Origin of the sequence: Mycolicibacterium chubuense (genome assembly GCF_001044255.1) — a bacterium.
GTDB classification, from domain to species: Bacteria; Actinomycetota; Actinomycetes; order Mycobacteriales; family Mycobacteriaceae; genus Mycobacterium; species Mycobacterium chubuense.
Window position 1 is genome coordinate 1 of record NZ_JYNX01000089.1, and the last position, 17,770, is coordinate 17,770.

At 67.0% G+C, this 17,770-nt stretch carries 18 protein-coding genes; 6 read left to right on the forward strand and 12 right to left on the reverse strand.

Going from position 1 to position 17,770, the window contains the following annotated elements; all coding sequences use genetic code 11:
- From MCHUDSM44219_RS26925 to MCHUDSM44219_RS26935, 3 genes are all read right to left on the reverse strand, one after another.
- On the reverse strand, positions 1-392 hold a 392-nt coding region (locus MCHUDSM44219_RS26925; RefSeq protein ID WP_413783658.1), incomplete at its 3' end, for a hypothetical protein.
- On the reverse strand, positions 311-3,163 hold the full coding sequence (locus tag MCHUDSM44219_RS26930) for an MMPL/RND family transporter (RefSeq protein WP_048421344.1): 2,853 nt from the start codon (positions 3,161-3,163) through the stop codon (positions 311-313). The genes MCHUDSM44219_RS26925 and MCHUDSM44219_RS26930, both read right to left, overlap by 82 nt.
- Positions 3,160-3,594, reverse strand: coding sequence for an MmpS family transport accessory protein (locus MCHUDSM44219_RS26935; RefSeq protein ID WP_048421345.1), 435 nt, complete (start codon positions 3,592-3,594; stop codon positions 3,160-3,162). The genes MCHUDSM44219_RS26930 and MCHUDSM44219_RS26935 overlap by 4 nt, the downstream gene beginning before the upstream one ends.
- A 181-nt stretch (positions 3,595-3,775) precedes the next feature.
- Here MCHUDSM44219_RS26935 and MCHUDSM44219_RS26940 point away from each other — a divergent pair, with 181 nt between their 5' ends.
- On the forward strand, positions 3,776-4,336 hold the full coding sequence (locus MCHUDSM44219_RS26940; protein WP_048421346.1) for a TetR/AcrR family transcriptional regulator: 561 nt from the start codon (positions 3,776-3,778) through the stop codon (positions 4,334-4,336).
- A gap of 2 nt (positions 4,337-4,338) precedes the next feature.
- On the opposite strand, the gene MCHUDSM44219_RS26945 is transcribed toward MCHUDSM44219_RS26940, so the two are convergent.
- From MCHUDSM44219_RS26945 to MCHUDSM44219_RS26985, 9 genes are all read right to left on the reverse strand, one after another.
- Complete coding sequence (locus tag MCHUDSM44219_RS26945) at positions 4,339-4,833, reverse strand: hypothetical protein (RefSeq protein ID WP_048421347.1); 495 nt, start codon at positions 4,831-4,833, stop codon at positions 4,339-4,341.
- Between the two features lie 28 nt (positions 4,834-4,861).
- Positions 4,862-5,314, reverse strand: a complete 453-nt coding sequence (locus MCHUDSM44219_RS26950; RefSeq protein WP_318280523.1) for a hypothetical protein — start codon at positions 5,312-5,314, stop codon at positions 4,862-4,864.
- Positions 5,315-5,353: 39 nt separating this feature from the next.
- The gene (locus tag MCHUDSM44219_RS26955) at positions 5,354-6,286 is read right to left on the reverse strand and encodes an LLM class F420-dependent oxidoreductase (RefSeq protein WP_048421349.1); all 933 of its coding nucleotides are present in this window, start codon (positions 6,284-6,286) and stop codon (positions 5,354-5,356) included.
- A 16-nt stretch (positions 6,287-6,302) separates the two neighbouring features.
- Positions 6,303-6,926 carry a TIGR03085 family metal-binding protein gene (locus MCHUDSM44219_RS26960; protein WP_048421350.1) on the reverse strand — a complete coding sequence of 208 codons (624 nt, stop codon included), beginning with the start codon at positions 6,924-6,926 and terminating at the stop codon, positions 6,303-6,305.
- 15 nt (positions 6,927-6,941) lie between these two features.
- A complete protein-coding gene (locus MCHUDSM44219_RS26965; RefSeq protein WP_048421351.1) occupies positions 6,942-8,741 on the reverse strand; it encodes a glycoside hydrolase family 15 protein in 1,800 nt (599 codons plus the stop codon).
- A complete protein-coding gene (gene zwf / locus MCHUDSM44219_RS26970; protein WP_048421352.1) occupies positions 8,734-10,134 on the reverse strand; it encodes a glucose-6-phosphate dehydrogenase in 1,401 nt (466 codons plus the stop codon). The genes MCHUDSM44219_RS26965 and zwf overlap by 8 nt, the downstream gene beginning before the upstream one ends.
- On the reverse strand, positions 10,131-11,507 hold the full coding sequence (locus MCHUDSM44219_RS26975) for a mycothione reductase (RefSeq protein ID WP_048421353.1): 1,377 nt from the start codon (positions 11,505-11,507) through the stop codon (positions 10,131-10,133). The genes zwf and MCHUDSM44219_RS26975 overlap by 4 nt, the downstream gene beginning before the upstream one ends.
- A gap of 65 nt (positions 11,508-11,572) precedes the next feature.
- Positions 11,573-12,115, reverse strand: a complete 543-nt coding sequence (locus MCHUDSM44219_RS26980) for a hypothetical protein (RefSeq protein WP_109778001.1) — start codon at positions 12,113-12,115, stop codon at positions 11,573-11,575.
- 69 nt (positions 12,116-12,184) lie between these two features.
- Complete coding sequence (locus MCHUDSM44219_RS26985; RefSeq protein ID WP_048421354.1) at positions 12,185-13,090, reverse strand: LysR family transcriptional regulator; 906 nt, start codon at positions 13,088-13,090, stop codon at positions 12,185-12,187.
- Between the two features lie 116 nt (positions 13,091-13,206).
- Between MCHUDSM44219_RS26985 and MCHUDSM44219_RS26990 the strand changes: the two genes are divergently transcribed.
- From MCHUDSM44219_RS26990 to MCHUDSM44219_RS27010, 5 genes are read left to right on the forward strand one after another with little or no spacing between them, the layout of a single operon-like run.
- Positions 13,207-13,980 (forward strand): 5-oxoprolinase subunit PxpA, encoded by a 774-nt coding sequence (locus MCHUDSM44219_RS26990; RefSeq protein ID WP_048421355.1) that lies wholly within the window; start codon positions 13,207-13,209, stop codon positions 13,978-13,980.
- A 28-nt stretch (positions 13,981-14,008) separates the two neighbouring features.
- Entirely contained in the window at positions 14,009-14,257 is a 249-nt protein-coding gene (locus tag MCHUDSM44219_RS26995) for an acetyl-CoA carboxylase (protein ID WP_048421356.1), read from the forward strand.
- On the forward strand, positions 14,258-15,616 hold the full coding sequence (locus tag MCHUDSM44219_RS27000; protein WP_048421357.1) for an acetyl-CoA carboxylase biotin carboxylase subunit: 1,359 nt from the start codon (positions 14,258-14,260) through the stop codon (positions 15,614-15,616).
- Positions 15,613-16,491 (forward strand): 5-oxoprolinase subunit B family protein, encoded by an 879-nt coding sequence (locus tag MCHUDSM44219_RS27005; protein WP_048421358.1) that lies wholly within the window; start codon positions 15,613-15,615, stop codon positions 16,489-16,491. Before MCHUDSM44219_RS27000 ends, MCHUDSM44219_RS27005 begins: the two co-directional genes overlap by 4 nt.
- A complete protein-coding gene (locus MCHUDSM44219_RS27010; protein ID WP_048421359.1) occupies positions 16,481-17,455 on the forward strand; it encodes a 5-oxoprolinase subunit C family protein in 975 nt (324 codons plus the stop codon). The genes MCHUDSM44219_RS27005 and MCHUDSM44219_RS27010 overlap by 11 nt, the downstream gene beginning before the upstream one ends.
- Positions 17,456-17,770: the final 315 nt, after the last annotated feature.

Below are 17,770 nucleotides of genomic sequence, written 5' to 3' on the forward strand. Positions count from 1 at the left end.
GCCCCGCTGCCCGCGCCGGCATGGCCACGGATTCCGTTGCCGCAGTTAACGTTCCCCGCCCCGACGCCGCAGCCGAGCCCGACGCCGTCGCCGTCACCCTCGCCGAGTCCGCAGCCGTCGCCGTCACCCTCGCCCTCGCCGAGCCCGAGTCCATCACCCGAACCCAGCCCGTCACCGGAACCCAGTCCATCGAGCAGCCCGGAACCGTCCGCCACGGCGGCGCCCGAACCGTCGGCCTCGGCCGAACCGTCACCCGCGCCGGAGTGCGTGCCGACGCCCGAGGCCGCCTGCTGACCGCTCGGTCGGAGCGCTATCCGCTCTGCGGCGCAACGGAATCGACGGTCGACGGTGCCCGCCGCCGGGCCGGCCGGGCCCGGACGTTCTGCGGCCACCAGAACCAGCGACCCATCAGCGCCGCGATCGACGGCGTCATGAACGATCGGATAACCAGTGTGTCGACCAGCAGGCCGAGTCCGATGGTGGTACCCACCTGAGCCATCACCTTGAGGTCGCTGATCGCGAACGACATCATCGTGAAAGCGAACACCAGGCCGGCCGACGTCACGACGCTACCGCTGCCGGCGATGGCCCGGATGATTCCGGTGTTCAGCCCGGCGTCGCGTTCCTCTTTGAACCGTGACACCAACAGCAGGTTGTAATCGGACCCCACCGCCAGCAGGATGATCACCGACATGGCCAGCACCAGCCAGTGCAGTTCGATGCCGATGATGTGCTGCCACAACAGGACTGCCAGACCGAACGACGCCGCGAGCGACAGCACCACCGTCCCGACGATCACCAGCGATGCGATCGCCGCGCGGGTGATGATCAGCATGATGATGAAGATCAGGCAGATCGCCGAGATCGCGGCGATGACGAGGTCGTAGTTGGATCCGTCGCGCATGTCCTTGTACGTCGCCGCGGTACCGCCCAGATAGATCTTCGAGGTCTCCAGGGGTGTGCCCTTGATCGCTTCGAACGCGGCGTTCTTGATCTGGTCGATGTGCGAGATGCCCTCGGGCGTCGCGGGATCCCCCTGGTGAGAGATGATGAACCGCACCGCTTTACCGTCCGGTGAGACGAACTGCTTGAGGCCGCGCTTGAAGTCGGCGTTGTCGAAGACCTCGGGCGGCAGGTAGAACGAATCGTCGATCTTCGAATCGTTGAACGCCCGACCGATGGCGTTCGGGTCCGACTGCTGCCGGTCCTGCAGGTCCTGCTGGTCCTTCTGCGTCGAGTAGTTCGTCATGATCTGATCGCGATTGCGTTCCTGGCTGGCGATCTGCGGCGGGATCAGCGCCAGCAGCTTGGGCTGCAAGGCGTTGATCTTGTCGAGGCTGATGGTCGTCTCCGCGAGCAGACCGGACAGCTGGTCGATGCCGTCGAGAGCGTCGAACAGGGAGCGCAGGCTGTAGCAGACCGGAATGTCGTAGCAGTGGGGTTCCCAGTAGAAGTAGTTGCGCAGCGGCCGGAAGAAGTCGTCGAAGTTGGCGATCTTGTCCCGCAGTTCATCGGTCACCGCCACTGTCTGCTTGAGCACGTCGGTCTGCTCCTGCTGTGCTGCAGCGCTCTGCTGCTGCAGCGTCAGCTGCTCGCGCAGGACATTGATCTGGTCGTTGATGTCCGCCGCCTGCTTGAGCAGGTCGGCCGTGCGGGCCTCGGCATAGGACTGGGTGAGCTTCTGATTCACCCCCTGCTGACCCACGATGTACGGGATCGAGCTGCCTTCGATCGGCGTGCCCAGCGGCCGGGTGATGGTCTGGACGCGGGCGATCCCCGGAAGGTGGAAGACGCTCTTGGCCACCCGGTCCACGACGAGCATGTCCGTCGAATTGCGCAGGTCGTGGTCGGCCACGAGCATCAGCACTTCGGGGTTGAGCCGCGCCTGCGGAAAGTGTTTGGCGGCAACCTGATACCCGACGTTCGCCTCGACGGTGGCGGGTAGGTACTTCTTGTCGTCGTAGCTGGTGGTGTAGGACGGCAGCGCGAGGAGGCCGACCAGCGTCACCGCGATCGACGCCACCAGGATCGGGCCCGGCCACCGGACGACCGCGGTACCGATCCGTCGCCACCCCCGGGTCCGCTGCCCGCGCTTGGGCTCCAGCAGACCGAATCGGGACGCGATGGTGATGATCGCCGGCGCGAGCGTGAGCGCCGCCATCGTCACCACGAACATGCCGATCGCCAAGGGGATCCCGAGGGTTTGGAAGTACGGCAGACGGGTGAAGTGCAGCCACAGCGTCGCGCCGGCGATCGTCAGCCCCGAACCCATGATGACGTGGGCGGTGCCGTGATACATGGTGTAGAAGGCGGTTTCGCGGTCCTCGCCGCCGTTGCGCGCTTCGTGGTAGCGCCCGACGAGGAAGATCGCGTAGTCCGTGGCGGCGGCAATGGCCAACAGCGTCAACAGATTCACCGCGAATGTCGACAGCTCGATGATGTGGTGGTAGCCGAGGAACGCGACGACGCCACGCGCGACCGCCAACTCCAGCACCACGGTCACCAGCACCAGGAGCACGGTCACGATGGATCGGTAGACCAGGAGCAGCATCGTGATGATGACCACGAACGTCAACGCGGTGACGAGCTGCAGGCTCTTGTCGCCGGCGTGCTGCTGATCGGAATTCAGTGGTCCCGGGCCGGTGACGAACACCCTCAGTCCCGCCGGCGGCGGATGGGCGGCGACGATGTCGCGGACCGCCTCCACGGATTCGTTGGCCAGCGTCTCACCCTGGTTGCCGGCGATGTAGAGCTGCACGTAGGCCGAAAGATTGTCGGCCGACTGCGATCCCGAGGACGTCAGCGGATCGCCCCAGAGGTCCTGGATGTGCTGGACGTGCGTGGTGTCCTTGCGTAGGTCGGCGACCAGCCCGTCGTAGTACCGGTGGGCCTCGGCTCCCAGCGGCTTGTCGCTCTCCAGCACGATCATCGCCGAGCTGTTGGAGTCGTACTCCCCGAACAGCTTTCCGACCAGTTGGGTGGCCTGCAGCGAGGGCGCGTCGTTGGGGGTCAGCGACGTCGAGTTGGCGGCGCCCACCGCCTCCAACTGCGGCACGATCACGTTGAGCAGGGCGGTCAGTACCAACCAGCCCAACAGCACCGGGACGCAGAACAGACGCAGGAAACGGGGAATGCCGGCGCGGCCGGTGCGGTGGGTGCTCACGCCGACTTCACCAGGCAGGAGGTCTGGGCGTTGATCCCGGTCGCCGTCTGTTCGTCTTTGACCTCGTCGTTGACGATGACGCGGCAGCTGATGGTGCCGGCGTCGCCCTGGGCGATGATGGTGGCGCTGGCCGAGGGCTTCGTGGTCCGCAGGGTGATCGACCACGGCAGCGGTGCGTCGTCGACCCGCTGGGGGGTCGCGTCGAGGTCGAGATAGTTGATGGTCGCCACAGCACCTTCTGTTCCGGTGACCTCGTAGGTCACGACCTTGGGGTTGAACGGCTCGGCATCCTGGGCCAGGCCGGCGCCCGGGCGGGTGATCTCGTTGTCCGAGCCGAAGATCCCGTGCATCCGGTAGACGACGACGCCGCCCACGGCGACCACGACGAGGATGAGCAGCGGAATCCAGACCCGCTTGACGATTCCGACCACTACTGCCCCTTGCGTCAGCGGATGCTTGAGTACTTAGCCACGCAAACATTAGAGGGACGACCAGGGCAGAGCAAGCCGAACGGCTAACTAAAATTGACGGCACGGCTGACGAATCGTCGACGTCGGTATCGACTCCGGGTTACTCTGGGACCCCTTCACGCGACCGGGAGGCAGAGGCGACTTGGCGAAACCCACGGCACCGCGCGGCTTGGCCCGGCAGCGGGTCCTCGATGCTGCGCTGGCCCTTTTCGCCGAGCACGGGGTGCACGGCACGTCGCTGCAGATGATCGCCGACCGCGTCGGGGTGGGCAAAGCCGCGGTCTACTACCAGTTCCGGTCCAAAGAGGACATCGCGCTGGAGGTGCTCAGGCCGTCCATCGAGGACATGGCCCGGGTCATCCGGATCGCCGAGGCTCTGCCCGATGCCGAGCCCCGGCGGGCCGTGATCGTGAGCGGCCTGATCGAGATGACGGTGCGCTACCGCCAGCTTGCCGTCTACTTCTACGGCGATCCCGCCATCGACCAATTGGTCCGTAGCCAGCCCGAATTCAACGTCGTCGCCACCCGTATCCGCGAACTGCTGGCGGGAACCGAGCGCACCGTTGCCGACCGTGTCGCCCAGTCCGTGTTCCTGTCCGGCGTGTGCAAGGCCGCCGCTGATCCGGACCTGGCCGACGTCGACGACGGTGAACTGCACCGGATCCTGCTGGAGCTGTCGGGCCGGATCCTCGCGCCCGCCTGACGCTAGGGCGTCGGTGGCGGCGGTGGCGTCTCGGTGACCGTCTGGGTCTCGGTCTGCGTGACGGTGCTCGTGCTGGTGCTGACCGTGGTCGTGGGCGACGTCGTGGTGGTCGTCGTCGGTGAGGTGGTCGTCGGCGTGGTGGTGGTGGTCGTCGTCGTGGGCTCGGTGGTGGTCGGCTCCGTGCTGGTGGTCGTGGTCTCGGCCGCCGTGGACGTCGGCGCGACACCCGGGGCGGAGCTCGAGGTCAGGGGCGTCAGCGACGAGGTCGTCGGCTCCGACGGGGCATCCCCGGTGATCGCCCGGGCCAGACCGTAGATGATCAGCGCGATCAGGACGGCGCCCACCGCACCGAAAGACACCAGCGCCACCGGTTTGCGGTACCACGGAACTGCGGCGCCGTCGTCGGCCGGCGGCTGGTCGTATCCGTAGTTGCTGAGCTGCGTCGGCTCGTCTTCGGAGTAGTAGTTCTCGTCGTCACCGGATCCGTATCGCGCCACGGAACCCGATAGTAGGCGGCTCTCGCCGCTACGGCGCCGGGTAGAGCGTGCGTGTCACGTTGGTCCGGGGACGTTTGCGGGTGGTGGTCGCGTCGCCGTCGTCCTCGCGGGTGCGCGGCGTGCGTGTCGAGCGCGGTGGGCCGGAAGTCTCGGTGCCCGAGGTCTCCGACCCGGACGTGGTCGGCGAGGTCGACTCCGGGTTGATATCGGTGGTCATCGGGGGGCTCGTGCTGGTGATCGTGCCCGTCGTGGTGGGCGTCACCGACGAGTCCTCGGTGGTCGAGAAGGTGGGGTCGACGAAGTTCAGCGGGGCCTGCTCGGGTTCGTTGAACTGCCGCGACACCCACGACGCCGAGGTGATCAGCACCGCGATGAGTGCGATCGCGGCGATGCTGGCGCCCAGAAGCGTGGAGGTCCGGTTGTGCCACGGGACCGACGGCGGCTCGGGACGCGCATCGTCGTCTCGATCCCGCCTGGTCACGGCCACCGATAGTAACCGCGGTGCGCCGGGATCGGCTGGTCAGCCGAATTGGGGGACGACGGCCTCGGCGAAGAACTGCACCTGGTCGAGATCGGACATGTCCAGAAGCTGCAGGTAGACCCGCTCGACCCCGGCCTCGACGAACGGGCCGAGCTTGTCGACGATCTCGTCGGGAGTGCCCACGGCCGGAGAATTGCTGCGCAGCTCGTCGACCTCGCGGCCGATCGCTTGGGCGCGCCGGGCGATCTCCGCGTCGTCACGACCGGCGCAGACCACGAACGCCGCGGAATAGGTCAGCGAATCCGAGGCGCGGCCCGCCGTCTCGACCGCGGCAGCCACCCGGGCGTACTGCGTGGTCAGCGTCTCCAGCGGAACGAACGGGATGTTGAATTCCGCGGCGAAGCGCGCCGCCAGCGCCGGTGTGCGCTTGGCGCCGCCACCGCCGATGATGATCGGCGGGTGCGGGGACTGGACCGGCTTGGGCAGCGCGGGGGAGTCCGCGACGGTGTAGTGCTCGCCGCTGTAGTCGAACGTCTGACCCGCTTCGGTGGTCCACAGACCGGTGATGATCTCGAGCTGCTCGGTCAGCCGGTCGAACCGCTCACCCAGCGGGGGGAACGGAATCGCACAGGCCTTGTGCTCGGCCTCGAACCAGCCCGCACCGATGCCGAATTCGACTCTGCCACCGCTCATCTCGTCGACCTGCGCCACCGAGATGGCCAGCGGCCCGGGATGGCGGAACGTCGCCGAGGTGACCATCGTGCCCAGCCGGATCGTCGACGTCTCGCGCGCCAGACCCGCAAGTGTCACCCAGGAGTCGGTCGGGCCGGGCAGCCCGTCCCCGCTCATCGCGACGTAGTGGTCCGACCGGAAGAAGGCCGAGTAACCGGCGCTCTCGGCGGTCTGTGCCACCGCGAGCTGATCGGCGTAGGTGGCGCCCTGCTGGGGTTCGACGAAGATGCGGAAGTCCACGGTTCTCAGCCTAGGGTCACAGTCCGCCGCGTGACGCCTTCACCCTCTCGACCAGGTCGGCGGGACCGTCGAACTCGACCCGGGCCTCGTCACGTCCGGCGACGAACAACAGCAGCTCGCCGGGATCGCCCGTGACGGTGAGCCGCTGCCCGCGGCCGACCGTCGCCACCGTCTCGCCCTGGGGAGTGCGCAGCACCACCTTCGCGGGCGCGCGGCGCAGGGTCAACCGCGCCATCATGCCCACCGGGCGGCGCAGCGCGCCGGCGGTCTGCTCGTCGAGCGGGCGGGGCTCCCACCCGGGCCGCGCCCGCCGCACGTCCTCGTGGTGGACGAACATCTCCGCCACGTTCGCGATCGGATCGAGCAGCTTGAACGGCGAATACAGCGGCGGCCCGTCGGCGACCTGATCCACCAGGGCGTCCCAGTTCGTCGACGCCGACACCTGCTTCTGCACCCGCTCGGTGTAGTCGGCGAACGCGGGGATCAGGATGCCGGGCGCGGCGTCGAGCCGACGCTCCCGCACCACCAGGTGCGCGGCCAGGTCCCGGGCGTCCCAGCCCTCGCACAGCGTGCGCTCGTCGGGGGCGGTCTCGCGAAACGTGGCCACCAGGGCGGCGCGTTCTCGCTGGGCAACGGTCATGTCCGTCGGTTCCTTTCAGCCGAGCGCGCGATCGAGGTTGATCGCGGCGCTGATCAACGACAGGTGGGTGAAGGCCTGCGGGAAGTTGCCGACCTGACCGCCGGTGGCGCTCACCTGCTCAGCGTAGAGACCGACGTGGTTGGCGTAGGTGAACATCTTCTCCAGCGCCAGCTGTGCGTCCCGCAGCCGACCCGCCCGGGTGAGCGCCTCGACATACCAGAAGGTGCAGAGCGAGAACGTGCCCTCCTCCCCGTCCAGGCCGTCGTCGCTGTTTGGGTCGTACCGGAACACCAGGCTGTCGGTGACGAGCTGGCGTTCGACGGCGGCCAGGGTCGACAGGAACCGGGGATCGACCGGCGAGATGAACTTCACCATCGGCATCAGCAGCACACCGGCGTCGAGCGTGTCACCGTGCTCGAAGCGGGTGAACGTCTCGAGCTCGGCGTTCCAGCATGCGGTCATGATCCGGTCGTAGATCTCGTCGCGGACCCGCGACCAGGTCACCAGGTCGGCGGGAAGACCGCGCTGGCGAGCGATACGGATGGCCCGTTCGAGCGCCACCCAGCACATCAGCCGCGACGTGGTGTTCGCCTTGTCGCCGTCGCGGACCTCCCACATCCCGGCGTCGTCGCGCTCCCAGTTGTCGACCACCCAGCCGATGACGTAGCTGACGTCCGACCAGGCGTCGTGGCTGATACCGGCCCCGTATTTGTTGAACAGGTAGACCGAATCGATCAGATCGCCGTAGATGTCGAGCTGCAGTTGCTCCGCTGCGGCGTTGCCGACCCTTACCGGCGTCGAGTCCAGATGCCCCCGCAGGTGGTCGAGTTCGATCTCCTCGGGTGCGTTGCCGTCGATGTCGTAGAGCACCCGCAGCGGCCCCAGACCGTCGGCTTCGCGGTCGCCTCGGCCGAGCCGTTGCGACAGCCATTCGATGAAGGCGTTGGCCTCGTCGTTGAAGCCCAGCCGCAGCAGCGCGTACAGACTGAACCCGGCATCGCGCATCCACACGTAGCGGTAGTCCCAGTTGCGTTCACCGCTAACGGTTTCCGGCAAGCTGGTGGTGGGTGCCGCGATGATCGCGCCGGACGGCTCGTGGGTGAGCAGTTTGAGCGTGATCGCCGAACGCTCCACCATCTCGCGCCAGCGCCCCCGATAGCGCGACTGGGCCAGCCAGGTCCGCCAGAACGCGGCGGTCGCCTCGAACAGGGCGTCGACGTCGTGGGCGTCGTCGGTATCGCCGTCGGGGCTGTCGAGCACCTCCAGCACGAACTGCGCGACCTCGCCGGTGCGGACCGTGAACTCGGCCCCGACCACCCCGTCGTCCACGGTGAGATCGGTGGTCGAGGTCAGCGTCATGGCCAGCTCGTCGGAGCGGAAGTCGACGCCGCCGTCGCGCGAACTCACCGCGAAACGTGTTCTGCCGTAGTCCGGTCGGGCATCGAGGGTCATGCGCACCGTCGTGGTGCCCCGCACCGCGACGATCCGGCGGACAAGGCGCTGCCGGTGCTCGGCGTCGCCGGGCCGCAGCACCGGCATGAAGTCGTGCACCTCGATCACGCCGTGCTCGGTGAGAAACCGGGTGATCAGCGTGGCGGATTCGGGGAAGTAGAACTGATGGGACGCGACACTGTCGCAGACCGGCGTGAGCCGCCAGCTGCCTCCGCGGTCGGCGTCCAGGATCGCGCCGAAGACACTGGGCGAATCGAACCTCGGCGCACAGAACCAGTCGATGGTGCCGTCGGTCCCGACCAGCGCGCAGGTCCGCAGATCACCGATCAACCCGTGCTGCGCGATCGACGGGCCGTCAGGCATCGGGCAGCCGCCACCCGCGCGGACCCGGCAGCGTCAGCGCGGATTCCGGCCCCCACGAGCCCTTCCGGTAGGGCTGCACCGACGGCGGGTGATCGAGCACGGGTTGGCACACCTGCCAGAGCCGGTCCACCTCGTCGCCGCGGGCGAACAGCGTCTGGTCCCCGCGCATCACGTCGAGCAGCAGACGCTCGTAGGCGTCCAGCGCGTCGTCCTCGTGGTCTGTCCGTGCCATTTCGAGGTCGGTGCCGAGCGGTTCCACGGTGATCTCCGGTCCGGGCCGCTTGACGTTGAGAACCAGTGTCGCCAGCGGTGTCTGGCTGAGCTCGAGGGCTAGCTGGTCGGGCTTCGGCGCGTCGCCGGGGAACGGCGACGGCGGTGTGCGGAACGTCACCGTGACGGTACGTCGGTTGTCCGCCAACGCCTTCCCGGTGCGGAGGTAGAACGGCACCCCACGCCACCGGTCGTTGTCGACGAAGGCTTCGAGCGCGACGAAGGTCTCGACCTGCGAGTCGTCGGCGACGTCATCGTCGTCGCGGTAGCCGTCGAACTGGCCGAACACCACCCGGTCCGGATCGAGCGGACGCATCGCCTGGAACACCGCGGCTTTGGCTTCCCGCAGCGCGTCCGCGTCCACCGTCTCCGGTCGCTCCATCGCGACGAAGCCGAGCACCTGGCACAGGTGGGTGGTCACCATGTCGCGGAAACATCCGGTGGACTCGTAGAAGCTGCCTCTGCCCTCCAGCCCGAGGTCCTCGGGCACGTCGATCTGCACGGACTCGACATGGTCGCTGTTCCACGCGGATTCGAGGATCGCGTTGGCGAAGCGCAGGGCGAGGATGTTCTGCACCGCTTCCTTACCGAGGAAGTGGTCGATGCGGTACACCCGGTCCTCGTCGGTGACCGACGACACCGTGGCATCGAGTGCCCGCGAGCTGTCGAGGTCGGTGCCGAACGGCTTCTCGATGATCATCCGGGCGCCGTCGTCGGCGAGTCCTTCGCGGCCCAGCATCGCGATCATCGACTCCATCGCGGTGGGCGGCACCGACAGATAGATCACCGTCTGGGCGCCGTCGCCGACATCGGATCTCGCGGCGTCCACCGCGGACGCCAGATCGGCGCCGTCGTCGGCGCTGGCCGTCTGAAAAGACAAGTGCTGCAACAGCGTATCCACGATCTCGTCGTCGAGATCGTCGACCGACTCCGACAGGCCGGTACGGACCGAGTCATGGAACGCGTCGATACTGTCGGGCGCGCTGCGTCCCGATCCGATGATCGCGTAGTCCTCGGGAAGGTGCCCGGCGGCGGCGAGGCGGTAGATGCTGGGAAACAGCATGCGGCGGGCGAGGTCGCCGCGGGCGCCGAACAGCACCAGGACGAACGGGTCGACGGTCATGTGGGTGACTCCTGAAGGTTCAGCAGGGCGTTCTCGACGACTTCGCTGAGCGCCGGGTGGATCCAGTAGGGCCGGCGGGCCAGTTCCTGGGCCGGAACGCCGAAGTTCATGGCGACGACGAAGATCTGGATGAGACTGGCGGCCTGGGCGCCGATGAGGTGCGCGCCGAGGATGGCGCCGCCGGGGTCGGCGAGCACCTTGCACAGACCGACGGTGGCCTCCATCGCCCACCCGTAGGCCACGTCGGGATACTCGGCGACGCCGACGCGGTAGTCGAGCCCGTCGCGCCGGCATTCGTCTTCGGTTCGGCCGATTGACGCGATCTGCGGGTTGGTGAACACCGCCGACGGCACCAGGTCGTGACTGATCGCCTGCAGATCGTCGGGGTGTAGCAGGTTGTGCTTGACGACGGCGGCCTCGCGGTTGGCGACGTGTTTGAGCGGGATCGGGGTGCTGACGTCGCCGAGGGCGAAGACTCCCTCGGCGGAGGTGCGGCAGTACCGGTCCACCGCGATGCGTCCGTCGTCGTGGGTGTCGATGCCCGCCTTCTCGACGTCGAGGCGGTCGCTGTTGGAGCGCCGCCCCGCGGCGACCAGCAGCGTGTCGGCCTGTACCGACGAGCCGTCATCGAGCTCGATCGTCAGATCGCCCGGACGGCCCGCGATCCCGATCAGCTCGGTGCCGCACCGCACGTCGTACGTATCGCGCACCAGGTCCGTGTACACCTGTCGCACGGCGTCGTCCTGCGGGCCGCCGAGCAGGCGGCCCGATTTCTCGATGATCGTGATGCGGCTGCCGACGGCGGCGAAGACGTGGGCGAGCTCGGCGGCGATGTAGCCGCCGCCGAGCACCGCGAGACGCTCGGGCGGGGCGTCGCGTCGCATCACCGTGTCGGAGGTCTCGTAGGGCAGACCCGAATCCGCCACGGCCTCGGGCACCACCGGGCGGCTGCCCGCCGCGATCACGATCCGCTCGGCCTCGATCTCGACCGTGCCGTCGGCGGTCGCGACCTCCAACCGGCGCGGGCCGGTGAACCGCGCGTGCCCGTGGTAGACGGTGATGAATTCGCTGTCCCGCCGGCCCTGTTCACCCTGCGCGGCCACCGCGTCGGTGCGACCGAAGACGCGGTCCCGCACGTCGGGCCATCGCATGTGCGGGGTGCCGGCGTCGACGCCGAACCGGGACGCCGTGCGGACGGTGTCGGCTATCTGGGCCGTGTAGGACAGCATCTTCGACGGGATGCATCCGTAGTTGACGCACGTGCCGCCGAACTTGCGATCGTCGATGATCGCGACGTCCAGATCGGCGAACTGATCGTCGACGACCATGTTGCCCGAGCCGGCCCCGATGACAACGAGGTCGTAGGTGTGCACCCATCCGCTGTTCCCGGTGGGTCTTCGCTGTCAAACCCGGTGCGGGTAACTGATGTGTGACAGCGCTAGAAGCTCTCGACGCCCTCGACGCTGATCGTCATGCCGTGGCCGGTGCCGTCGTTGGTGAACGTGGTGCCGTCCTCCGCTGCGTCGATGGTCCAGCCGAGCGCCGAGTAGGTGCGGTAGTCGAGGGTGACGGCCGGGATCGCGCCGAGGTTGCCCAACACCCAGCTGACCCGGCCGTCGGCGGTCAGGCGCACACCGTTGGCCGGTTCGCCCTCGACCTCGGGTGCGTTGGTGAACGCGGACTCGCAGCCGACCTCCTGCTCGTCGAGCTGGCAGCGCGTCTTACCGGACTTCGTCTGGATGAACACGTAGCCGTTCTGCGGGCTGAGCACCTCGCCGGACGGCGCGCGGGTGGGCGCCGTCGGCGACGGCGCGGGTGCGGTGGTGACCGGCGGGGGCGTCGACCGGCTGGGCCGGGGCGTGGGGAAGTCGGGTTCGATGCCGGTGTCGGGGCTGCGCGTCGCGGTGCCCTCGATCGACGACTGGCAGCCGGCGAGCAAGGCGACGGCCAGCACCCCCGCCGTCACCAGCCGCATCGTCACCTGGCCCAGCGTACGCAGAGTGTGGCCGGTGTTACGGAAGTGACTCGCGGGGTTCTTCACACATCACGGTCAGACGGGTGCGACCGCGGGGTCTCCGAACTGACGGTTGAAGTACTGGTGGAGCGCGTCCATGGCAGGAGTGAACGGCATCCCGCGATGCCACGCGAGGCCTATGCGCATGTCAGGGACCGGGTCTCGCACGATCGCCGTGTCGACACGCTTGCCCTCGAGCGACCAGGGGCGGTAGACCATGTCGGACAGGATCGCGACCCCGTTGCCGTTGGCGACGATGCTGCGGACGGCCTCGATCGACGACGTCTCCACCAAAACGCGAGGGCTCAGATCGCCCCAGTAGAGGCGGGTCGTCACGTCTGCCTCGTCGACCGTCAGCTGTACATAAGGATGCTCGGCCACATCGGCGAGACCGATCTCGCCGAGTTGCGACAGCGGGTGGTCGGGCGCCATCCACAGTCGGCGCGGGGAATGGACGAAGGTCTGGTGGTCGAGCTCGGGGCTCTGAAGATTCGACGTCAGCAGTAATCCGAAGTCCAGATCGCCGCCGGCGAGCTTATCTTCCACGTCGGGCCGGCCCATTTCGAGCCAAGAGAAGTCGATGTTGGGGAACGCGATGGTCAGCCGTTGAATTTGGTGCGGAAGGAAATACGCCATCACCGTGTAGGTGACTCCCACCCGCAAGCGTCCGTGCGGATCGGTGTCGGTGGCCGTCACCAGCGCAGCCTCGTCGACGAGTCGGAGGATCTGACGGGCTTTCGGGAGGAACTCGGATCCGGTCGGCGTGAGCTCGACGCCACGCGAGCCGCGGGTGAACAGCCGCTGACTGAGGAGGCGCTCCATTTCCTGCACCGCCATGGTCACCGACGACTGCGAGACGTACAGGCCGCGCGCCGCCGCGCTGATCTGGCCCGCCTCGGCCACCGCCACGAAGTAGCGCAACTGGCGAATGGAGAAAGACACGGACAACGTCCCTGCGTAGCAGCATGTATCGGATTTCTTGATAACGATACATAGAAATATTGAACTTGTTGATCAATTGCGTCGCTCCTACCGTCGGATGAAGGGAGGAGCAGAACATGCGTACAACCCGAATAGACATCAACTGCGATATGAGCGAGGGCTTCGGAACCTGGATGTTCGGCGACGACGTCGACGCCCAGATGATGCCACTGGTGAGTTCGATCAACGTCGCCGCCGGATTCCATGCCGGCGACCCGAGCACGATGGCCAGGACCGTGGCGATGGCCAAGGACCACGGGGTCGGCGTGGGTGTGCATCCCGGCTTCCGGGATCTCGTGGGCTTCGGCAGGCGGCACATCCAGGCAACGGCCGCCGAACTCGTCAACGATTCGATCTACCAACTGGGCGGCCTGCGGGAGTTCGTCCGCTTGCACGGTTTGCCGTTGCAACATTTCAAATTGCACGGTGCGCTGTACATGCACGCGGCCCGCGACGAGGAGTTCGCCGAGGCGCTCATCTCGGCGCTGCAGGTCGTCGACTCTGAGCTGCCGGTGCTCGTGATGGGCGGTTCGGTGATCGACGGTGTCGCCCGGGCGCACGGTCAACCGGTGATCCGTGAGTTCTATGCCGATCGGCACTACGGTGCCGACGGCCAGATCGTCTTCACCCGCGATGTCGGAGCACTCGACGCCGACGCGGTTGCCGCGAAGGTCCTGCAGGCCTGCCGGCAGGGCACCGTCGAAACCGTTGACGGTCAGATCATTCCGATCGAGTTCGAGTCAATCTGCATCCACAGCGACACGCGCGGCGCCTACGAACTGATGCGCACCAGCCGGGACAGTCTGGACGACGCCGGCATCGACGTGCGGTCGTTCGCCGTTGCTCGATGACCACACCACAACAAGTCAGGAGCCGAATATGAGCAACACCCACGACGTCACATCACCCTTGCCCGGCACCTTCTACCGGGCCGAGTCTCCGTCCAGTCCGCCCTTCGTCGAGGTGGGCGCCAGCGTCTCCGTCGGTGACACCGTCGGTCTGGTCGAGGTGATGAAGATGTTCAACCCGGTGACCGCCGAGGTGGCCGGAACCGTCGTCGAGATCTGCGTGGAATCCGAAGACACCGTCGACGCCGGTGATGTGCTGATGCGAGTGGAGGAAGGATAAATGGCTTCCGTCAACCGATTACTCATCATCAATCGCGGTGAGATCGCGGTCCGCATCATCCGCGCCGCCAAGGAACTGGGCATCACCACTGTGGCGGCGTACAGCGACGCCGACGAACAGTCGCTTGCTGTCCGGTTGGCCGACGAGTCGGTGAACATCGGCGCCGCCCATGCCCGCAAGAGTTATCTCAACCACGATGCGGTACTCGCCGCAGCGCAGGACCGCAAGGTGGATGCGATCCACCCGGGCTACGGATTCCTCTCCGAGAACGCCGAATTCGCGCGATCAGTGGCCGAAGCCGGTCTCATCTGGGTGGGTCCGGACGCCGAGACGATCGCCCGGATGGGCCACAAGGCCGAGGCGATCCAGACCGCCCGTGCTGCGGGCGTGCCGGTGGTGCCCGGTAGCCAGGGTCTGATCGCCACCGTCGAGGACGGCGTCGCGGCGGCCGAGACGATCGGGTTCCCGGTTCTGATCAAGGCGGCCGCCGGAGGAGGCGGCCGCGGGATTCGTATCGCCACCGATGAATCGGAACTCGCGGTCGGGATCGCGTCGGCCCAACAGGAGGCCGAGGCCGCGTTCGGAGACGGCGGCGTCTATCTCGAACGCTTCATCCCGCACGCGCGGCACATCGAGGTGCAGGTGCTGGGCGACGGGGCGGATGCGGTGCACTTCTACGAGCGGGACTGTTCACTGCAGCGTCGGCGGCAGAAGATCTGGGAGGAGGCACCGGCGGCGATCCTCGACGCAGAAACGCGAGACCACCTGTGCGAGTCCGCCGTTGCGCTCGCCCGCTCGGTCGGTTACTGCGGCGCCGGCACGGTCGAGTATCTCTTCGACCCCCAGACCGGCGAGTACTTCTTCATCGAGATGAACACTCGGATTCAAGTGGAGCACCCGATCACCGAAGAGATCTGCGGCGTCGACCTGATCCAGGCGATGATCCGAGTCGCGCAGGGCGAGCCGTTGCCGTACCGCCAGGAGGACATCCGGCAGCGCGGCCACGCGATCGAGGTCCGGATCAATGCCGAGGACCCAGACCGCGACTTCATGCCGGGTCCGGGCACGATCGCCGACCTGCACTGGCCTGCGGGGCCGGGCGTGCGCATCGACTCGATGGCCTACGCGGGCTACCAGATACCGCCGTACTACGACTCCATGATCGGCAAGCTCATCATCTGGGCCGAGGATCGTGACCGCGCGCTGGCCCGACTCGACCGGGCCCTGTCCGAACTCGAACTGACAGGGCTGAAGACGACACTGCCGTTTTTCGAGCGTCTCCTGACCCAAGACGACGTACGCAACAACGCCCTTCACACCACGTGGATCGAGCAGCTGCTGGAAGCGAGGACCTCATGAGCGACACCCGCTACACCTTCGGCGGTGACGAGCACCTGTTCGCCGAGCTGTCGGAAAGCATGTCGCTGGGCGCGTTCTTCCGCGGAATCTTGATCACCAAGGAACTCGCCGCACGAAACCTGCCCGGTGTCACCGAGATCTGCCCGGCGAACGCCTCCTATCAGATCCGGTTCGACCCGGACGTCTTGAACGTCGGTGATCTGCAGGACACCCTGGAGGACATCTCGGCCACTGTCGGCGAGAGCCAGAGTGTGCTGTCCACTCGTGTTCTCGAGATCCCGGTGTTCTACGACGATCCGTGGACCAACGAGACCGGGCAACGTTTCCGCGATCGGCACCAGGACCCGCAGAGCACCGATCTCGAGTATGCGGCCCGCATCAACGGATACCCCGATGTGGACAGCTTTGTGAAGGCGCATTCGGACACCCCGTGGTTCGTGTCCATGGTCGGGTTCGTCGCCGGCCTACCGTTCATGTACCAGATGGTCGAGCGCGACAAGCAGATTCAAGTGCCCAAATACCTGAAGCCGCGCACGGACACCCCGAAGCAGACCGTCGGCTATGGCGGTTGTTTCAGCTGCATCTACTCCGTCAAGGGAGCAGGCGGATATCAGATGTTCGGTGTGACCCCGGTTCCGATCTACGATCCCGAGCAACGGCTGGATCATCTGAAGGACTTCATGATCCTGTTTCGCCCGGGCGACATCGTGAAGTTCAGGCCCATCGACCGCGCCGAGTACGACGACATCGTCGCCGCGGTGGAACGCAACGACTACACCCTGGTCAGTGCGCCCGTCGAATTCTCTCTGGAGCATTTCGAGGCGGATCCCGCGGGCAGCGCCACGACAATTCTGGAGGCACTCCATGCCCATTGAGATCACGAAGCCGGGACTCGTCACGTCCGTCCAGGACGGCGGCCGAAGCGGTTACTACCACCTCGGCATTCCGCCGTCCGGCGCGATGGACCAGATCTCCTATCGTGCAGCCAATCTGCTTCTCGGTAATCCGGAGACCGCCGCGGTGCTCGAATGCGCGCTCATGGGACCGGAACTCGTGTTCACCGAGGACGCACATGTCTGCGTCACGGGCGCGGAGATGGTGCCGAAGGTCGACGGTGAGGTCCGGCCGACCAACACCGTGCTGGCGATCGCTGCCGGCCAGACAGTGGATTTCGGTTTCGCCAGCGCCGGCGCCCGGTCCTATGTCGCCGTCGCCGGCGGGATCGATGTACCCGAGAAGCTCGGGAGCCGCTCGACCTACGCACTCGGCCGGCTCGGCGGGTTCGAGGGTCGGCCGGTCAAGGCCGGCGACGCGCTGTCGATCGGAAAGCGAACCGGCGCACCGGCTGCCGATACCCAGCTACCGGAGGACCTGCGGTTGCCCTTGGCCAAGGAGTACACGCTGCGGATGGTTCGCGGGCTGTATGACCACCGGGTAGCGCCGGAATCGATGGACGTGTTCTTGTCGGAGACGTGGCTCGTCGCGTCGGAAGCCGATCGCGTCGGCTACCGCCTCAAGGGCGGCACACCGCTGGAATTCATCCCCCGGACGCCTCCGTTCGGCGCCGGAGACGACCCGTCCAACATCGTCGACGCCTGTTACCCCATCGGCTCGATCCAGGTGCCATCGGGTGAGCAGCCGATCGTGCTCCACCGCGACGCCGTATCCGGTGGGGGCTACATGATGATCGGCACGGTGATCAGCGCCGACATGGACCTCGTCGGGCAGATGCCCCCCAACACCAAGGTCAGGTTCGAGGAGGTGTCGGTGCCCCAGGCCCTGCAGGCCCGAGCGGACCGAGCCGCCAAGCTCGATCGCGTCCGCCTCGCCTGCAGCTGACGCCGGCGGTCAGAACGACAAGCTCGGCGCGTTTGCGAGGTGCGACCGCGCCGATTATGGCTGCGCCCAGGCTGCGACGAGCGGTGATGGTCGCCCTGCAGCGGACCTCCGGCTGACGCGGGCGCCCGTCGCAACCAATGAGAAGCCATGGCTGCGATCCGGCCCGGATCGCAGCCCGGAATGCGCTTCCGCGGGAATCCCGGGAACAAATTTCGCAGCGGCCCCGTTGACCACTTCGACAGTTGAGTGAATGCGACTCAAGTTTGGCTTGACACGGCATGGCCGCGAGGAGCAGTCTTGAGCCCGGTGCACTCA

Bases quoted from the DNA above. Each gene is read 5' to 3' on its own strand.
- MCHUDSM44219_RS26960 (WP_048421350.1), bottom strand. From the start codon at position 6,926: ATGACCGTTGCCCAGCGAGAACGCGCCGCCCTGGTGGCCACGTTTCGC.
- MCHUDSM44219_RS26990 (WP_048421355.1), top strand. From the start codon at position 13,207: ATGCGTACAACCCGAATAGACATCAACTGCGATATGAGCGAGGGCTTC.
- MCHUDSM44219_RS27005 (WP_048421358.1), top strand. From the start codon at position 15,613: ATGAGCGACACCCGCTACACCTTCGGCGGTGACGAGCACCTGTTCGCC.
- MCHUDSM44219_RS26965 (WP_048421351.1), bottom strand. From the start codon at position 8,741: ATGCCTGACGGCCCGTCGATCGCGCAGCACGGGTTGATCGGTGATCTG.
- MCHUDSM44219_RS27010 (WP_048421359.1), top strand. From the start codon at position 16,481: ATGCCCATTGAGATCACGAAGCCGGGACTCGTCACGTCCGTCCAGGAC.
- MCHUDSM44219_RS26995 (WP_048421356.1), top strand. From the start codon at position 14,009: ATGAGCAACACCCACGACGTCACATCACCCTTGCCCGGCACCTTCTAC.
- zwf (WP_048421352.1), bottom strand. From the start codon at position 10,134: ATGACCGTCGACCCGTTCGTCCTGGTGCTGTTCGGCGCCCGCGGCGAC.
- MCHUDSM44219_RS27000 (WP_048421357.1), top strand. From the start codon at position 14,258: ATGGCTTCCGTCAACCGATTACTCATCATCAATCGCGGTGAGATCGCG.